Genomic DNA, 17,125 nt, shown 5'->3' with positions numbered 1-17,125 from the left:
TCAGTCCCGAGTTGAAAAATTCTCGCGCCGGCTCCTACGCGGCGCCCGGGCTCCTACGACCGCGTAGTCTCGGTAGGCCGCGGTGTCGGCTTGCCCATAGGGAGCGACTCGCAGCACCTTTTCCATCGGGCCATCGCGCGCGGGCGCGGTGAACCTCACGGACTCAACGCGAAGGTTCGCGCGCTCGAACAGGTAGACGAGGAGCCCCGGGGGCACAGGTCGGACGTGCGTTGGGTCAAGGTAAAAGTCACCGAAGGCCTCAGGGCAGCTCGGATTCACGGTCTCCAGCACGATGGGAGCGCCATCGATGAGGGTCCGCTCGGCGAGCAAGAGGAGGCGTAAGATTTGGCTCGGAGCGAGATGCTCGATGAACTGGAACGAAGCGATCCCATCCAGACTCTTCTCGGCCTGAGCGTCCATGTACGCGAACACGTCGGCCTGAATGACGGGAAGATCGCGGCCTGCGCACGCTTCGACCATTTCGGCGCTCCGATCCACGCCGAGGATGCCAACGTCCTGTTCGCACAGAAGCTCCACGAACTCGCCGCGACCGCACGCGAGGTCCACGACGTGGCGTCTGCCGTGGAACAACGCGGCGTAGTGCGACTGCCGCTCTCTGATCTCCGTCCGCGATCCGCGGAACCGTTCCGCGAATCCAACGTAGTCGAACGAGGGCGACTCGGCGAGCGCCTGATCGCTTCCTACTCCGGCCGAAAAGACGGCGCCGAGCTGATCGAGGCGTTCGCAGAGCGACTCGAGGGCGTCAGCAATCCGCGTGATCTCCGCGGCGGTCAGTTGCGCATCATCCTCTTCATGCCCTGGCGCTGTCGGTTGCCGCGCGTGGCTCCCCGTCATCGCGGCCTCCCGTGTCGGTCGGCGAGCATGGCGTCCAGCCCCGCGAGGCTGACGCGCAGGCTGGCACGCAGGGCCTCGATCACGCCTTCGGCATCTGGGCCCGAACCAACTCCGTCGTTCGACGCGGCGCGCTCGGCGACGCCGTCGCCCGTCCGTTCGACTCGGGCATCCCGACGCTCGAGCGCAATGACCCGCGCGTCGATTTCGTCCAGGAAGTCCCCGAGGTTTCGAATGGCGGTGACGATGTGGCGGTTCAGCTCCGCTTGTTCTCTGAGCGCGCGTGACAGCTTGAGCTCTGGGGCTCCGTCTCCATGCTGTCCCGCGCCTGCCGAAGGCACGGCTTCACTGTATGACTTGAGCCTGGCGAGAAGGGCCGCGGTGTCGATGTTCTCCCGGGGTTCCAGAAACGCGTCGTCCATCGGTGAATCCCCAATTCCTGATTGGCCTCGAAGGCCTGGCGCCACGCGGTCGGTTCAGGCGGCGGACTTCTGGGCAATCGACCGAGCATCCGCCGTTCAGTAGGCCAGGTCTATCTCCTCGAGGAGGCTTGTCAGAACGCGGTTGGCGTCAAAATACTCACGAGCAAGCTGAAGCGCGGCCCGAGCGTGGCGCTCATAATCGCGAGCGACGGAGTTGACGGCGCGCGCCGCTTCCTCGACGGTGCGCACAACCAGAAGCCCTTCGCCGACCGGAATGGACCTCGCGATCCCCGTGTCCTGCACGACGGCCGGCCGCCCTGCCGCCAGGTACCGAACGGTACGATCGCTGAGCCACCCACCCTGTGATCTCACGTACATCCCCTGCGCCGCTGAGAACTCGGCGCCAGATTCCTGGACGTACGCGCGAAATCGAGCCGGGCTGTCCGCCACAATCCTGGGGTCCACGAGCCGCCAACCGTGGTGGCCAAGCGCGTCGCGGTCAACCGCGTCGGCAGGGTGAATGTCGAGAGCGATCTCAAACCGGTGCGGACTTCGGCGCGGGAGGTCCAGAAACTTTCGAAACTCGTGGACCTTCAGTCCGTACGTCGTGCTGTTCCATTCGATGGGGCCGTACGGGCCGCGCCAGGTGCCAACCGTCGTGAATCGATCCTTCGCGCCGTCGGACGACGTCGCCCAGTCGTCCAGCGTGACCGGGGGGCGAACCGGCTGCCACGGAAGGCCGCAGGTCGGGACCGGGCAGCCCTCCTGCCCGATGTTTGCGCCGACGGTAAGCCAGTAATGGTGGTGGTCGGGGAGGAGATCGGCCCGCCCCGCCGCCCACCAGAACTGCGTGAAGCCCGGATCGTCGTCGAAGAACGCCGTGCGTCGAAACCTGCCCCGCAGCCAATCGACGCGCAAATGCCCTCCGATGTTCACGAGCAGGGCGGTGTCGTCGGCGAGATCGCGCAGCTCCGTGGCGGTCATGCCGAAGCACAGGCCGCCGCGGCAATCGATTAGCGCCGCGCTTCCGGCGAGGTCGAACGCCTCGGCGACGTCCCACAAGTACGCCAGGTTTACGGATTCTTCGACCCGAGCCGTCGACCCGTCGCTTGCCACGCACACGCTCGGATCGATCTGCTCGATGAAGGCCACGTCAAATCCGAGCTGCTGAAATCCGCGGAGCCAGCTCAAGCGTGACCATGCGTTACCCCCGTTCCCGGGCTTATTCGCCAGGGCGCCGCTGACGACGATGCGGCTCATGGGTAGGCCGACCGCGCTGCATTTCTGTGTCGATGTCGCTCGATCAGGCGCAGGAAACCTCGCTGTTCCGGGCCGCGAGGCGGCGGCGCTTGCTCGGCCGGCTGGCCGTCGAGGCCGAAAACCATGCAGCGACGGTCGCCCCAGATCCGCGTGTGTCGACTCGTCAGGTGCGCGGCAAAGTCCACGTAATGGTCGAGCCACCAGAACGCCGTGCTGGGAAACAGGAGGTAGCCGGCGCCCTTCGCACGGAGAAGCTCCAGGTGAGCGAGCGCCTCGTCGCTGTCTGCCGGATGGTAGCCGGCGTAAACGCCGTCCGCGTTTCGCGGGAAGTGCCAGCCCTCGCGCCCGTCGAAGTCCAGCAGATCGTCGTCGCCTCTGCTCACAACGGCGACGATCGCCCCCGCGGGAACGATGGTTTGCACGACCTCGCGAACCCGCCGAATCAGCCCGCGGTACGGGTCATCCGTCGCGCGAGCGCTGGCGCCCGCGGCTCGATCTTGCCCGCTCGCCCGCAGCTCATCCACGTCGCGGGACAAATCGGAGAGCTGTGACTGCAACCGCCGAGACGCTTCCTCGAATGCGCCGATCGCGTCCATCAGCTGTGCGCGGACCGATGACTCCGTCTCACACAGCCGCGCGATTTCGGACGCGATGTTTTCGCGCTGCACGGTGGGGCGCGCGGCGGCCGTCCGCTGCTCAAATTCGTTCGACGCCATGGTTTCTCTCCCTGAGGTCGTAGATCTGGCACGTCCCCGGCTCGTCGAGGACGCAGGGGTAGCGATCGCCGAGGTGGGCGCGAAATCCCGTGTAGTGCTCGAACCACCAGAGCGCGGTATGCGGGAACACGAGGAACGCGGCCCCCCGTGTTCGGGCAGCCTCGAGCTGCGCGATCGCCTGCGCATCGTCGGTCGGGTGAAAGCCCGCGTACGAACCGTCGTCCCCGCAGGGGAAGTGCCACGCGCGCCAGCCGTTCACGAGAAGGATCGCCGGGTCGCCCTTGCTCACCACGGCGATCGTCGACCCCGCCGGGGCAGCGCGTCCCACCGCGGAATGGATGCGCCGACCGAGATCCTGGTAGTCCCAAAAGTGCGCCCACACGTTCTGGCGATACGCCGCGAGATTCCGCCGCGTGTCGATGGCCTCGAGGCGCGTCGAGATGATCCGGCCGACCGCCTCCTCTGAATACTGGTTGGCCATGTCGCGCCGCGCGGCCTCGCCCCGCTCGCGAGCCATCTCCCGGTCTTCGAAGACGCGACGCATCAGGTCCGCCGCGTGATCGACGGACGGGTCCGCCCAGGTTTCCCCCGCTCGGTACGGGCCGACGGTCTCCTCGATTTGCACCAGGGCGTACTCGACGGGAAAGCTATTGCGGCTCGTCATGAAGTCCATGTTTCCGGACCAGCCGGTGGCGATGACGGGTTTCCCCAGCGCCATGGCGTCGGTGATCGTCAGCCCCGTACCCTCGCTTCGGTGGAGCGAGACGTAGGCGTCGCAGGCGGCCGTGAGATCGCGGATTTGCGCGGTGGACCAGTATTCGTCGTAGATGGCGATCGAGCGCTCGGCGCTCCGATCCAGAAGCTCGGCCATGGACCGAGGATCTGCATGGCCGTTGACACATTTGAGGACGAGCCTCGCGCGGTCGGTGGGGCCGAATGCGCGCTGGAACGCCTCGACGATGGCGCCCGGATTCTTCCGCGCGGCGTGGCTGTGAAAGTCGAATATGAAGAGGAAGACGAAGTCATCGGGCTCGGCGCCGATTCGACGCCTGCCATCTTCGCGTGACCCGGCCTCCGTTGGCGTGAGCGCGGGAGGAATCCGCGTGATGGGGACGGGCGCGATCGGACCGAGACAGTTTTCGATGAACGAGGTGGCAACCCAGATCTCGTCGTAGTAGGCGAAGCGATCGCGCCACTTATCGGGGAAAGCGGGCAGCTCCCAGGCCCATATCCCGATCGTATAGCGGCCGTCGAAGAAATCCGGACCCAGGTGGGCGACCGTCGACACCTGGGGTTCGATATCTGCGCACAGGATGTTGATGGCATACGGGTGGCCCTGCTCCACCGCCGCGAGGGTGTCATCCTGGGAACGGTTTCCCGTGAGGGATGAGAGGTCGTGAAGAGCCAGCGGCGTACCCGAATGTCGAAGCGCACGGACGTATCCGCGCGCCGCTGATCCGACCCCGCTCTCCGTGCGCAAATATCCCGCGAAGTTGACGCCGCGACTCCGACCGCTGCCGACGACGAGGGTCGGCGCCTCTGCCCGCGGCTCTGCCGCCAGGAACGGGGGAGTTGCAGCCGGAGCGGCCTCCGGCTGCACGTCCACCGTGAGCGCGAGGACGTCCCCTCCCGCCTCCTCGAACCACGCGACGCCCTCGTGGACGAGCGCGATCTCCAGCCGATAGCTGCCGGGGCAATCGGGCGCTCGGATGCGAACGGAGTCGACGCTGACGCTTTCGCCTGGGGCGAGATCAACCGGGAGCGGTGTGCGCTCTCCATCCCACACGGCGATCTCCCCGTCGGCGGATCTCCAGTGGTAGGCGAGCCGAACCGGTGGGCAGGTGCCGTCACGGTCGGTCGACGCCCACGGGGCGTGGCTCGCGTTGCGCACCGTGACGCGGATCCCCGTCTCAGCACCTGGCTGCATGACCGAGGGGACCGAGGGGGCGAGCCACGCCACGCGATACGGCGATGGGTCCGGGGTGCTGGATGCGCGCGCGGGACCATCGGCCCCGACCGGGCTGGACCGACCCGTACGGGACGTGCGTCGGCCGACCTGTGCGTCGTGGAGCTGGCGGTAGATGCCTTGTTTTGCCCACAGCGTGTCCGGGTGTCCGATCTCGACCAGCTCGCCGCGGTCCATCACCAGCACCAGGTCCGCGTTGTGAATGGTGGAGAGTCGATGAGCGATCATGAATGTGGTTCGGCCGATCATGAGCTGGTCCAGCGCGTCGAGAATCACCTCTTCCGTCTTCGAATCGATCGATGACGTCGGCTCATCGAGAATGAGAATCGGAGCGTTCTTGAGAAACGCCCGCGCGACGCACAGTCGCTGACGCTCACCGCCAGAGAGTTGGACGCCGCGCTCGCCAACCGTCGTCTCGTAGCCGGCGGGCAGGCGGGCGATGAAGTCGTGGGCATTGGCCGCGCGCGCAGCTTCCACGATCTCGTCGTCGGTAGCGTCGAGTCGGCCATAGCGGATGTTGTCCCGGACGTTCCCATTGAAGAGCACAGGTTCCTGGGGGACGAAGCTTACCTGCGCCCGAAGTGAAGCCAGGGTGATCTGTTTGGTATCGATACCGTCGAGCAAGATCCGCCCGTCGGTCGGGTCGTAGAACCGGGGGATCAGACTGACCAGCGTCGTTTTCCCCGCGCCTGTCGCGCCGACGACCGCGGCTACCTGGCCGGCTTCAACCCGAAACGAGATGTCGCGGAGTGTATCGGGACGGCCGGGGTAGCTGAAATGGACCCGATCGAACTCGATGGCGCCGTCGACGCGCGGGACCGGCGCAGCCGTCGGCCAGTCCCGCACGGACGGCTCGGTGTCCAGGACGTGGAACCCCATTTGCAGGCCGACGAGGCGGTCCTGGAGCAATCCGATCGTGTAGCTGATCTGCTCGAGGGGTTTGTAGACCGCCGCGACGTACGAAAGAATGACGAGGAGCTGCCCGGCGGTGAGGCGGCCCTGCATCGCTTGATACGCGCCCAGGCCCAGGACGAGGGCCGTGCCCACCGCGGTGATGGTATTGACGGCGAGCGTGAACGCCGTCTGCCGAACGGTGATCCCGACCCTCGCATCCACCGCCCGCTGGCCCTGGCTTCGAAATCGCTGCACTTCGTGGCGCTCGCGTCCGAAGGCGATGACCACCCGGAGCATGGCAAGGGCATCGTGGACGATGGAGAGGGAGTCCGCCTCCATTCCCTTGACGATGAGCAGCCGCTGCTGAATGTGGGTGGCGTAGTAGCCGACCGCGTAATACAGGAATGGGACCACGGCCATCGAGACGAGCGCAAGGAGCGGATCGATGTGAAAGGAGACCCAGACCATGCCGATGATCGTCAGCGCACCCTGGGCGAGCGGCTCCACCGCCATGATGATGGCGCCCACGGATGTGGCCTCGAAGTTGATTCCGTACATGAGTCGCGCGGTACTCACCTGATCGGCGTAGGGCACCGAGAGACGCTGCGCGTGCTCAAAACACTCGGCGCGAAAGTCGAGCACGATTCGCTGCTCGAGCTTGGTGTTCACGTAGTTCGCGAGGACGTTCAGGCCTCCGCTCACCGCCGCGATGACGACGCCGGATCCCACGGCCAGCATGAAGAGCGTCCGCCTGTCCTGCCCCCAATCGCCCAGGAACGTGGCCAGCACGCCCGGGATCGGCTTCTGCCCAAGCACGTTGTCGACGAGAATCGTGAGCGGCCACGGAGTGAGGAGGGTCGTCAGCGTGATGGGAACCATGATCGCCGCGGAGACGGCGGCGAGCCCCAGGTATGGGCGTAGGTAGCGCAGGGCGCGGGGAATGTCCTTCACCGACCGCCTCGCTCGTCGCGGTCGAGTCCGGATCGGACGCGCATGGACCGATGGACGGTCTGGTTCACGCTGCGCCCTCGGTGGCGGATCGCTCCGGGTCCGCGGTGTCGGCGCGTTCCAGAACATCGCGCGGGATGGCGCCCAATACGGTCGCGGTCGTGGCGCTCCACTCGGCGATGAGGCGGGTCAGCACCAGCGCCGCCATGAGGGCGAAGACGAGCGCCGTGCCAACCGAAGCCTGCGCCGCGGCGAGTCCAAGCACGGCGCAGATGCACACGATCAGCACCACGCGTCGAAGCGCCACCGGCCAGATGCGGAATCGAAGAAGCTGGCGGCCGCGCCCGTGCTCCTCCGTGGCCATGCGCAGGCGCACAGCGCCAAGCACGCCCCCGCGCGCTTCGATGTCCCAGCGCTCGAATTCGCCGCCGAGCCGAACGTGGGCGGCCCGAGCGCGAATGGCCAGCTCAATAGCTCGTAGGTACGTGGCGGGCGGTTGCCACCGCTCCTGCCAGGAGGTTTTGGTTCTCGGTATGGGCGGGGCGAGCGCATCCGTGACACGCCAGCGCCAGGGTGTCAGCCCGTGTCGGAGGCGACCATCGAGCCGCGCGAGGGGCTGGATCAGAACGAGCCACGCGGTCATGCCGCGAAGCTTCAACAAACGGATTCCGCGCCGGCGCGGGAAGGACGCCCTGGCCGCGGAGGCCGCCGCGTGCAAGAAGGATGTGCCCAGCATCGTCAGGGCAATCGGTATGGTGAGGAGCATGGGTCGCCAGGCGACGCCGAGCAGGCCAAGCGCCGCGACGAAGACGATGAGAAGAAACCAATCGGGCATGAGCGGGAGCGCGTCGAGCATCATGGGGGCCGGCGCATAGACCGACTGGAAGGGCGCACTCCCCCACGTGCCGTGATAGATGCGCCCGCGATTCCACGGAAGGGGCGGCAATCGAACCGGGCTGTAGATGCGCCCGCCCCAAGTCCGATGACCGGCGGCGTTGTACTTCTCTGGCCACTTTCGCTCCAGAAGCGCCTCCGCCTTTCCATAGCCGCGCTGCTGGCGCCAGAACCCGCGAATTGAATCCCTCGGGTGGTGCCAGACCAGCGCGCCGGGGCTGAAGGCGATCCGCCACCCGCGGTCCTGGAGCCGCCAACACACGTCGACGTCGTCGCCCGCCGTCCAGAACTGGGGATCGAAGCCGCCGATGGCCGCGAGCTTCGTCTTCCAGACGGCGAGGTTGCAGCCGGGAACGTGCTCGGCGTCGGTATCCGACAGGAGCACGTGGGTCGGTCCGCCGGGAGCGTTGGCAACGCACTGCGCGACCGTCGAGATGTGCGGCGGTGGCAGGTTAGGGCCACCCACGGCCCCACAATCCGTCGTGGTGGCCGTGTACGCGAGATATTGGAGCCAGTGGCGGTCGGGGATCGCGTCGTCGTCGATGTACGCGATCAGATCGCCCGATGCAGCTTCCATGCCGAGGTTCCGCGCGGTCGCGAGGCCCACGTTCTGACCTGTCTGAAGAAGGCGTACACCCGGCTGCGCGGCGATCTCTGGCGTGGCGTCCGTCGATCCGTCGTCGACGACAATCACTTCGTAGTCCGGGTAATCGAGCGCCTTGAGACCCTCGATACAGCGAGCAATCGTGCGAGCGCCGTTGTGGCTGCAGACAACCGCCGAAACCCGGGGCCAGGGATAATCGCGCGGAAACGGTGTGATTCGATAGGCGGCGCGGATGGCGCCCAGGGCCGCCTTTTCCTGGCGCTCTCGGTCGGTCAATCCGAACGCCCAGTCCTGGACCTCTTCACCGCCGCGATGCCACTCATCCGTCCAGGAGAACACAAAGGTCCCCGCGCAGCCGCTGGCGAACGCCGTTCGCACCTGGCTCGCGACGAGGGACGCCTGCGCCAAGTCGCCATGGCGCAGGCTGTCCAATCCGATCTCCGACATGATGAGCGGCCGGTCTGATGCCAGGTTCTGGAGACGAGCCACGTAGGCGAGGTAGTCGTCGCAATGCTCGAGGTAGACGTTGAAGCACAGAAAATCGAGAAAACCCAGATCCAGGTACTCGGTCGATGGAAAGTTGACGTAGGTGATCAGGCTGTTAGCATCCACTTCCTTTGCGTCTTCGTAGAGCTGGCGGAGGAAGCCTTCGATCCGGGAGGGGCCATACCAGCGAACGATGGCCGCGGGAATCTCATTGCCGATCGAGAATCCGAGGACCGCATCGTGCTGCGCACAGCCATCCAGGGCAGCGCGGACGCGGGCGCGGATCGAGTGCGCGCGGGTCCCATCGTCGAGAAATGCAACGTGATGCTCCCACGGGATTCCGACGAGGACCCGCAGGCGATGCTTCGCCGCAAGGTCGAGCAGCCAAACCGGCGGCGCTGTGTAGGTGCGCACGGCGTTGATGTTGTTGGCCGCCATCCGACCGAAGTCGCGGTCGACGACGCGCGGCTCTGGAAACTCATCGCCGGCCGAATTGGGCCGGAAGCCGCCGTAGGTGACGCCTCGGACGTAGAGCTTTTCGGCACCGGCGAACAGGAATTTCCCAATGGCCCTGGGGCGGGACTGAGCGGCGCCGACCTCAGAGGTCTGGTATGGCTCGACGGTGCGGCCGTTGTGGCGAGCCGGAGCTGCGATGGAGCCGCCGCTACAGATTGTCGCTCTGTGATCGTGCTGTCCCGTACGCGACATCAGTCGTGCAAACGCCTCCTAAGGAGGGGTTTTGGGGAAGCAATGTGCGGAAAAGGAGTGTCTTGTCTTGCTACCTGGACGGGTTCACAACGCCGCGTCGATAAGGACGGCGGCGAACAGCGCTGGCTCCTGATTACAGCGATGCAACGCCGCGTGGAGCCGTGCGTTCACGCGTTACTGCAATTCGGTCCGTTCTCGACCATCTATCGTGTGATCGTCCAGGTCTATCCAGTTAATCCGCACTCGTGACAAGAACGAGCCAGAAAAACATGACAAGAGTATTACGCCCGATTCTTTCAACGTCAAGACGTGGGAAATGAGCCGTATGTTACGTCCGGCCCGTGGAAATGTAACGATGAGGCGTCAAACCTTCACCGCGTGGATGGCACCGTGCGTGCCCGTCGACGCGATTATGGACGTTTGTGACAATTGTTGCAGTTTTCAGGTCACAACTTCGTGACTTGGACCCCGAACCTCGATCTCCTCCCCGTCGGGACCGCTGAACACCGTCCGGAGCCAGTGTTGCTCCGATGGCTCGCGCGCGGCCGTGGGATGCGGCGGCGCCTTCACCGCGACCCCTTCCGCCACAAGCCGGGCCACGTCGGCGTCGAAGTCGTCGGAGACAAAGCAGAAGTGAAAGCCCGCGCCCAAAGCTCGATCGGGGTCGTGGGTGAGCTCGAGCACGCCCTGGCTCGACCGGAGGTAGGCGATGGCGCGTGGGCCACGCGGACGATCGCGCTCGACGAAGTAGGGGTCCAGTCCGAAGTGGCGAGCATAGAACGCGATGGACCGATCGAGATCGCGGACGGTGATGGCGACGTGGTCGAGCCGTCGGATCGTCATTTCGCCTCCAGGGGGATCTCCCGTCGATTGCTGAAGCCGCGCTCATTGTCGAGGTACAGGATCCGCGTCGGCGCGATCCGGTAGAGCCGGACGTCCAGCGCCCGTCCGGCGACCTGCATTCCGCGGAGGAGCTGGCCGGGGGAGAGGAACTGCGCCACGAACGGGTACTTCTTCACGTACGCCGCCAGCGCCTGGGCCAGCTCGCGCTTGCCGGTGATCTCCGCGCAGGTTCCCGCCATCTGGATCCCCTTGATCTGACGCCAGTCCCGGTAGTCTTCGTTGATAGTGGCGGCCACTGATGGATTCGCGGCCACATTCTGCGCATGCCGCGTCTTCGGCTCGGAGAGGAAATACAACGTGAAGTCGCGGCTGGCGTAGAAGACGGTGGTCGCCCACACGCCGTCGGCCCCCACCGTTGCCAGCGAGACGGTGTTGTGGGCTGCAAGGTAGGTGAGGGCCTCGGCCCGGGCGGCGGCCGCGTCCGAAGGCCGTTCGACATCGGAAGCCGGCGTCATCCAGCACGCCATCCAACGAGCGGCGGCACGCGCACGAGGACGGGATCGCCGTCGACGCAGCCGAGGCGCGCGCGCACGCTTTCCGCTGTCACCAGCTCGACCTGGTCCTGGGGGTATCCGGCCACGTGGGGCAGGATGATTGCGCCTGGAAGGGAGTCGGCCACGAGGGCAGGGAAGCAGGTCGCGAGACAGCCGCGAGCGTCGGGCGGGTCGATGGGGATGCCCGGGCGCGTGGAGAGCGCGTCCCATCGGGCTTGCTCCTGCTGGTCGACGATGCGCACGTTGAACGTGCCCGGCCACGCGCGAAAACCGAGCCGCGCTTCGAATTGCCGCTGAACCCAGTCGAGCTGTGTGAATGCCGTTGCCTTTCCCAGGCCCGACACGGCGATTCCGCGCAGCACGACCGGCATCGCCGCGCCGAACTCGCTCACTCTTGACGTCCCTCCGGCCAGCAGTATAGTCGAACCAAAATTGGCCGCCCGACGATCAGGAGGTGTCTCATGGCGACGGTTACTGGCGATGGTCCCCGGCTCACCCTGGGCGAGCGCGACCGAAGATATTCCGAGCTGCGCGCGCGACTGACCGAGCGCGGCGTGGACTGCGTGGTGGTTGTGGGCAGTAACTTGTTGTATCTGTCCAACGGACTGCCCGGCGAACAGGTCGGCGTCTTCCCGACTCGGGACGAGCCCTTCATGGTGGCCCTCAACCGTCGGCACCTCGTAGACGTACCCGCGCAGGTGCTCGTGGACGCGCAGGACTGGGTCAAGGACATCCGCGCCGGCGGCGACGCGGCGACCGTCGCGGACCGCGTTCGCGAGCTGCGCCTCGAACGGGGCACGATCGGGGTCGCGGACTCGCGCGCGGCCATCGGCGGGCTCAGTCACGGCATGTACGCGCAGCTCCAGCAAGCGCTGCCGAACGCGAAGCTGGAGGATGTGACCGACATCTTCCTCGACCTGCGCACGATCAAGAGCGAAGAAGAAATTGCGCTCATCGAACGTGCGAACGTGCTCTTCGACCTGGCCGTGGAGCGAATCCACCGCGTTGCCCGACCGGGCATGCGAGGAATTGAGGTGGTGCAGGAGGGCATCAAGGCCATGTGGGAGGCTGGCGGCGACCTCGACTCGTCGCTCGGCTTTACGTTCGGCGCGGTCCCCAAGCAGAACCCCATCCTCGGCGCGCTGGGGCGCGACCGCCAGATCCAACCAGGCGACATCGGGACCCTCACAGCCCACGCCGAGTACCACCGGTACGGCGGCCACAGCGACCAGGAGATCTCCTTCGGCGAGCCCAAGCCAGCCCACCGCGCGATGTTCGACGCCGTCCTTCACGTTCGCGACGAAGTGCTGCGCCACGTACGGCCGGGCGTTACGCACGGGGAGCTGGCCTCCGTCTACGAGGGCGCGTGCAGACAGACCGGCTTCCGATCTTCGCCCCATTCCCAAATGCACCAGTACGGCATCGACGTGCCTGAATTTCCTGGGCCGTCGTTCCTGATCGCCAGCCGGGGCGCCCCGCGCGGCGGCCGGGGCGACTTCACGCTGCAGCCGGGCATGGTCTACAGCATCTCGCCCACCCTCGTCGCGCCCGACGCCGACGACACGCTCCTCGGTGGGACGAGCCTGGTGGTCACGCAGGACGGCTATCGGGAGCTGGGCGACCGCAAGGTGGAGCTGCTCGTCGCAGCAGGGTAGCCACGCCGCTCAGCGGAGAATTGACGTGGAAGCGGACGAGTGAGGAACCTCGCGGCCTTGAGAAAAGATGACGTTGCTGAGATGCTCCGAAGTATGCGGAGGAGTTCGACGCGGAGGAGCTTGTGCCCCTGCTCTATTGGCGGCGATAGTAGAACGAGCCCAGCAGGCGATTCGCGATGGTGCGACCGTGCGCACCGCCGAGGTAACGCGAATCGCCCGGACTTGGCGGACGTAATTTGGGCGGCGACCATCGGAGTGTCGTCGTCGTTCTAGCGGTCGTCCACGGGCGCCGGCGGCTACCTACAGAATCCGCGGGCTCATGACATCGCGTATGCCCCGCCATGCGCATTCTGCGTCGCCTATGCGTGCAGAAGACCCTTGTGGCGCAATGCTCGCTCCAGGCCCGGATGCATCTTCATGGCGCGCAGCTCGTCGACCGCGAAGCCGAGGTGGCGCAGCGCCGTTTCCTGGCTCGCCTTTCGCCGTTCGGGCAACAGCGTGGCGATGAAACCATCGTCGAGGAGCAGCTCAGCGAGCTGGAGCCGAGTCAGGGCGATCTCGGGCCGAAAGCGAACGCGCTCCGACGCCTCCAGCGCGAGGTCGTACAGCGCGCGCGCCGAGTCGTAATCGCCGGCGAGGTGCGCGGCGCCGCCGACGTGCCGCGCGAAGCATGTCGCGTCGGCGTTGGAGGCCGCCACTGCGGACGCCGCTGGCCGAAGGCGCTCTGCCAGCACCCCGGCTCGTGTGCCGTCACCGACGATGGTGATGGCCTCGAGCAGCCACGCGAGCGTGTTGACCGACATGAACTCGTCCTGGTTGGCCTGCGCATACAGCGGTTGCGCAGCGCTCCGCGCTTCATCGAGCCGGCCACAGTGTGCAAGAGCCAGGACCCCGCGCCAAGGTCCCAGTCCTCCGAACCCACCATCGTCCCAGGCGAGCACGTCCCCGCCGCGGCCGAGGTGCAGCAGGGGTCGGAGCTGGAAGTGGTGGGAGTTGATGCGGCCGACCCCGGTCGCGCCCACCTCCTCGCCCCGCTCGGCGATTCGCCTTGCCACGTCCAGCGCGCCCTCCAAGTCCCCGTCGAGAATGGCGAGGGTGGCCGGGCCGAAGAGAGGGTACACCTGGACGCCGGCGTCGGGCGTTCGGTCCACGAGAGAGGCGATCTCCCGAAAGATGGACTCGAACGCCTCGCGGTCACCGGCCGCGAGGAGGGCGTACGCGGCGCGCCAGAGCACCCGCACCTGGCCACGTGCACTGGCCGATGCCCGGTTCGACGCCACGACGCGTCGCGCGGCCTCCGCACGCTCGGGCTCCTCCAGTGGGGTATCGAGGGCGAAGAGGAGCTGGTAGGTGGCCTCGACCGCGGCCTCGGCGTCGCCGATCTCGCCGGCAAGGGACACGGCGCCGCGGATCAGCGCCCGCCGCCGCCGACGGTCGCGGGTCGCCTGGGCACGCGCGGCGAGGGCCAGGTCGGTGTGTACGCGCTCGAGCGTGCCCGGCGCCGCGTAGCGATCAGCCCGCTCGCACCAGACGCGCCACTCCTCTCCGCCGGAGGCGATCGCCGCGGTAGTGGCTCGGTTCATACCGGCGAGCGCGAGGAGGGCGGCCGAAGCCGCCCTCGCACGGTCACCCAATTCTTCTGCCAGAGCGAACGCCGTCGGCGCGGCGCTCTCGTGGGCCCGACGCGGCTCCCCCGCGGGGAGCAGAGCCCGACCGAGGGCCAGCGTCAGATCGCAGCGACGCGCGGTGTCGTCCGGATCGAGCACCTCCTGAACCTCGATTGCGCGTTCCAGCAGGCGGATCGCCTCGCCGTAGGCGTAGGCCGCCATCGCGCGCTGCGCGCCGCGCTCCCCATAGGCCACAGCCTTCGCCAGGTCCGTCGGGTCGGACGAGTGGGAAAAGTGCTCCGCCAGCTCAGACGTATGGTCGTCGATGCGTCGGGCATGGACCTCTTCGATGGCCCGGCCGACGTCCTGGTGGAGTCGAATGTGCCTAGCTGCGCTCAGCTCCTCGTATAGCGTCTGGCGAAACATGGCATGCGAGAAGCGATAGAGGACGCCCCCGACCCGCGCTTGCTCCTCCAGCACACCAACCTTGAGCCCTTCCTCCAACCCGGCGAGGACCTCGTCCTCGCTGATCCGGGCCACGCGACTCAGCACGTCGAGGGCGAACTCGCGGCCGATGACGGCCGCGACGGTTAGCAGGCGGTTGCACTCCGGGCTCAGGCGGGACAGGCGCTTGCCGATGACGTCGCGGAGTCCTTCCGGGATGCCCAGCCCGGGCTCGCCGCCATCGGCGCGAATGTACCGGCCGCCCTCGCGAGCAACGATGCCCTCCTCGGCGACGTAGCGCAGCACCTCCTGAACGAACAGGGGGTTGCCCTCCGTCTGGCGGTGGATCGCCTCGGCCGCGCTCCAGGGAACTTCGTTTCCCCGAATGGTGTTCATCATGCGATGCACTTCGTCCACGGTGAGGCCGCGGAGGGCAATGCGCTGGAAGGCGGCCACGCGACGAAGCTCAGCCAGCGTGCCCGAGAGCGGGTGCGCACGATCGACCTCCACGTCGCGGTACGTGACGAGGACGAGCAGCCGCGCGCCGGTGAGATTGCGGGCGAGGTGGAGGAGGTAGTCGAGGGTGCCGCGATCGGCCCAGTGGAGGTCCTCCAGGACGAGGAGCACGGGCTGCACCTGGGCCGCGTTGCGCAGAAATCCCGTCACCGCCTGGAAGAGGCGCCAGCGGTCATCTTCCGGGTCGCCGGCTGGCCGAAGCTCCACTGGGACCCGGTCGCGGACCTCCGAGATGATTCGGGCGATCTCCGCGGCTCCACTGCCCAGGTCTTGCTTCAATCCGTCTGGGTCGCGGGCGAGGACGTAGCTTCGGAGCGATTCCACGAAAGCGAGATACGGGAGCGACAGCGAGCCCTCCTCATAGCTATGACCGACGAGCGTCTTTCCGCCGCGCACGGCGGCGTAGGTGGCGATCTGCTCGCAGAGCGCCGTCTTCCCGATGCCTGGCTCACCTACCACGGCGATGAGCGAGCCCTGGCCGGAGAGCGCGGCATCGAAGGCCACTTGGAGCTGCTTCAGCTCTGCCTCTCGCCCAACGAACACGCGGCGATAGATGGGGTTTGCGCCGGATGCCCCAAGCCCGGTCGCTCCATCTGTCATGCCTGAGGCCGACGGTCCCGGCGATGGTCCAGCTCCCGAACCGTGCCCGATGTCCGAGACCACGCCGGCGATGAGCTGCCTGACCTCCGCGGCCGAGGCCGGCCGCTTCGCCGGGTCCTTCTCGAGGAGGCGAAGAATGAGGGCCTCGAGCGCCGGAGGCAGGTCCTGGGCATGCCAGGTCGGCGCCACCGGTGGGGTGTTTAGGTGCTGGGTAATGATGGCGACGGCCTCGTCTCCGACGAAGGGCGGGCGGCCGGTCGTCAGCTCGTACAACATGGCGCCGAGGGAGTAGAGGTCGGAGCGCGGGGTGACCTCGCCGCCGATAGCCTGCTCCGGCGGCATATAGCTCACCGTGCCGACCATCATGCCCGCCTGCGTGAGGCGCGTACGGTCGAGGGCGACGGCGAGACCGAAGTCGCCCAGCTTTGCCGTGCCGTCAGCAGTGAGCCAGACGTTCCCCGGCTTCAAGTCGCGGTGGACGATGCCGTGGGCGTGGGCGTGGGCGAGGGCCTGGCACACCTGGTCGGCGATGGTGAGGGCGGAGGCCAGGGGGACACGGTGGTTGTCGGCGCGCTCGATGAGTCCTTCGACGTCGCCGCCGGCCATGAGCTGGGAGACGAGGAAAGGTGTGGCCCGCCCACCATCCAAAGCGGATGCTCGGGCGGGGGGAAGCTCGCCGATGTCGTATACGGACACGATGTGGGGGTGATCACCGAGGCGGCCCATGGCCTGGGCCTCGCGTCTGATGCGGAGCAGCCCCTCGTCATCGAGCCCATCGGTCTTGATGAGCGCGAAGGCGACGTCGCGGTCGAGCTTGGTGTCGTGGGCGAGGAAGACGCGCTTCTTGCCGCCCTCGCCGAGGAAGCGCTTGACTTCATAGCGCCCATCGCAGAACGCATTGGGAGTCGCGGCCGCGGGCTCCACCGCAGCGGTCTGCAAGGCGCCCTCGGGCGTCGTGGAAGGAGTCGCGCCGGGAGCCGCCCCAGCCGCGCGCTCGACCACCGTGAGAAAGGCGCGCGCGTCGGCGTTGGCTGCGTCGAGCGCCAGCACGGCCTCCACGGCGATCCGTGCGTTCCCCCAGTCGTGGGCAGCGAGCGCGGCCTCGGCCTCGTCGAGGAAGCGATCGACCTGCCGCTGCTGCCGCTCGCTCAGCATG

Annotated in this window: 11 protein-coding genes; 1 reads left to right on the top strand and 10 read right to left on the bottom strand. The window is 67.1% G+C overall.

Annotation, left to right across the window (positions count from 1 at the left end; all coding sequences use genetic code 11):
* The 9 genes from VFC51_15045 to VFC51_15005 form a co-directional block, all read right to left on the bottom strand.
* Positions 1-855, bottom strand: coding sequence for a methyltransferase domain-containing protein (locus tag VFC51_15045; protein ID HZT08340.1), 855 nt, complete (start codon positions 853-855; stop codon positions 1-3).
* Complete coding sequence (locus tag VFC51_15040) at positions 852-1,274, bottom strand: hypothetical protein (protein HZT08339.1); 423 nt, start codon at positions 1,272-1,274, stop codon at positions 852-854. The genes VFC51_15045 and VFC51_15040 overlap by 4 nt, the downstream gene beginning before the upstream one ends.
* 96 nt (positions 1,275-1,370) lie before the next feature.
* Entirely contained in the window at positions 1,371-2,534 is a 1,164-nt protein-coding gene (locus VFC51_15035; protein HZT08338.1) for a hypothetical protein, read from the bottom strand.
* A complete protein-coding gene (locus VFC51_15030) occupies positions 2,531-3,250 on the bottom strand; it encodes a hypothetical protein (protein HZT08337.1) in 720 nt (239 codons plus the stop codon). The genes VFC51_15035 and VFC51_15030 overlap by 4 nt, the downstream gene beginning before the upstream one ends.
* On the bottom strand, positions 3,231-7,061 hold the full coding sequence (locus VFC51_15025; GenBank protein ID HZT08336.1) for an ATP-binding cassette domain-containing protein: 3,831 nt from the start codon (positions 7,059-7,061) through the stop codon (positions 3,231-3,233). The genes VFC51_15030 and VFC51_15025 overlap by 20 nt, the downstream gene beginning before the upstream one ends.
* Before the next feature lie 64 nt (positions 7,062-7,125).
* On the bottom strand, positions 7,126-9,750 hold the full coding sequence (locus VFC51_15020; GenBank protein ID HZT08335.1) for a glycosyltransferase: 2,625 nt from the start codon (positions 9,748-9,750) through the stop codon (positions 7,126-7,128).
* Positions 9,751-10,191: 441 nt separating this feature from the next.
* On the bottom strand, positions 10,192-10,593 hold the full coding sequence (locus VFC51_15015; protein HZT08334.1) for a VOC family protein: 402 nt from the start codon (positions 10,591-10,593) through the stop codon (positions 10,192-10,194).
* Positions 10,590-11,108, bottom strand: a complete 519-nt coding sequence (locus VFC51_15010; protein HZT08333.1) for a pyridoxamine 5'-phosphate oxidase family protein — start codon at positions 11,106-11,108, stop codon at positions 10,590-10,592. The genes VFC51_15015 and VFC51_15010 overlap by 4 nt, the downstream gene beginning before the upstream one ends.
* Positions 11,105-11,539: a DUF120 domain-containing protein gene (locus VFC51_15005; protein HZT08332.1), complete on the bottom strand. Its 435-nt coding sequence runs from the start codon at positions 11,537-11,539 to the stop codon at positions 11,105-11,107. The genes VFC51_15010 and VFC51_15005 overlap by 4 nt, the downstream gene beginning before the upstream one ends.
* A gap of 69 nt (positions 11,540-11,608) precedes the next feature.
* Between VFC51_15005 and VFC51_15000 the strand changes: the two genes are divergently transcribed.
* Entirely contained in the window at positions 11,609-12,802 is a 1,194-nt protein-coding gene (locus tag VFC51_15000) for a M24 family metallopeptidase (GenBank protein ID HZT08331.1), read from the top strand.
* Between the two features lie 359 nt (positions 12,803-13,161).
* Here the strand turns inward: VFC51_15000 and VFC51_14995 are convergent, their stop codons facing one another.
* Positions 13,162-17,124, bottom strand: a complete 3,963-nt coding sequence (locus VFC51_14995) for an AAA family ATPase (protein ID HZT08330.1) — start codon at positions 17,122-17,124, stop codon at positions 13,162-13,164.
* Position 17,125: the final 1 nt, after the last annotated feature.

The organism is Chloroflexota bacterium, from assembly GCA_035652535.1.
GTDB lineage: Bacteria > Chloroflexota > UBA6077 > UBA6077 > SHYK01 > DASRDP01.
The sequence above is the reverse complement of the archived record's forward strand: the minus strand, read 5'-3'. Positions and strand labels throughout refer to the sequence as shown.

What these genes read in the sequence shown, in the direction of transcription:
- VFC51_15045 (HZT08340.1), bottom strand. Translation starts at nt 855, where the DNA reads ATGACGGGGAGCCACGCGCGGCAACCGACAGCGCCAGGGCATGAAGAG.
- VFC51_15040 (HZT08339.1), bottom strand. Translation starts at nt 1,274, where the DNA reads ATGGACGACGCGTTTCTGGAACCCCGGGAGAACATCGACACCGCGGCC.
- VFC51_15035 (HZT08338.1), bottom strand. Translation starts at nt 2,534, where the DNA reads ATGAGCCGCATCGTCGTCAGCGGCGCCCTGGCGAATAAGCCCGGGAAC.
- VFC51_15030 (HZT08337.1), bottom strand. Translation starts at nt 3,250, where the DNA reads ATGGCGTCGAACGAATTTGAGCAGCGGACGGCCGCCGCGCGCCCCACC.
- VFC51_15020 (HZT08335.1), bottom strand. Translation starts at nt 9,750, where the DNA reads ATGTCGCGTACGGGACAGCACGATCACAGAGCGACAATCTGTAGCGGC.
- VFC51_15015 (HZT08334.1), bottom strand. Translation starts at nt 10,593, where the DNA reads ATGACGATCCGACGGCTCGACCACGTCGCCATCACCGTCCGCGATCTC.
- VFC51_15010 (HZT08333.1), bottom strand. Translation starts at nt 11,108, where the DNA reads ATGACGCCGGCTTCCGATGTCGAACGGCCTTCGGACGCGGCCGCCGCC.
- VFC51_15000 (HZT08331.1), top strand. Translation starts at nt 11,609, where the DNA reads ATGGCGACGGTTACTGGCGATGGTCCCCGGCTCACCCTGGGCGAGCGC.
- VFC51_14995 (HZT08330.1), bottom strand. Translation starts at nt 17,124, where the DNA reads ATGCTGAGCGAGCGGCAGCAGCGGCAGGTCGATCGCTTCCTCGACGAG.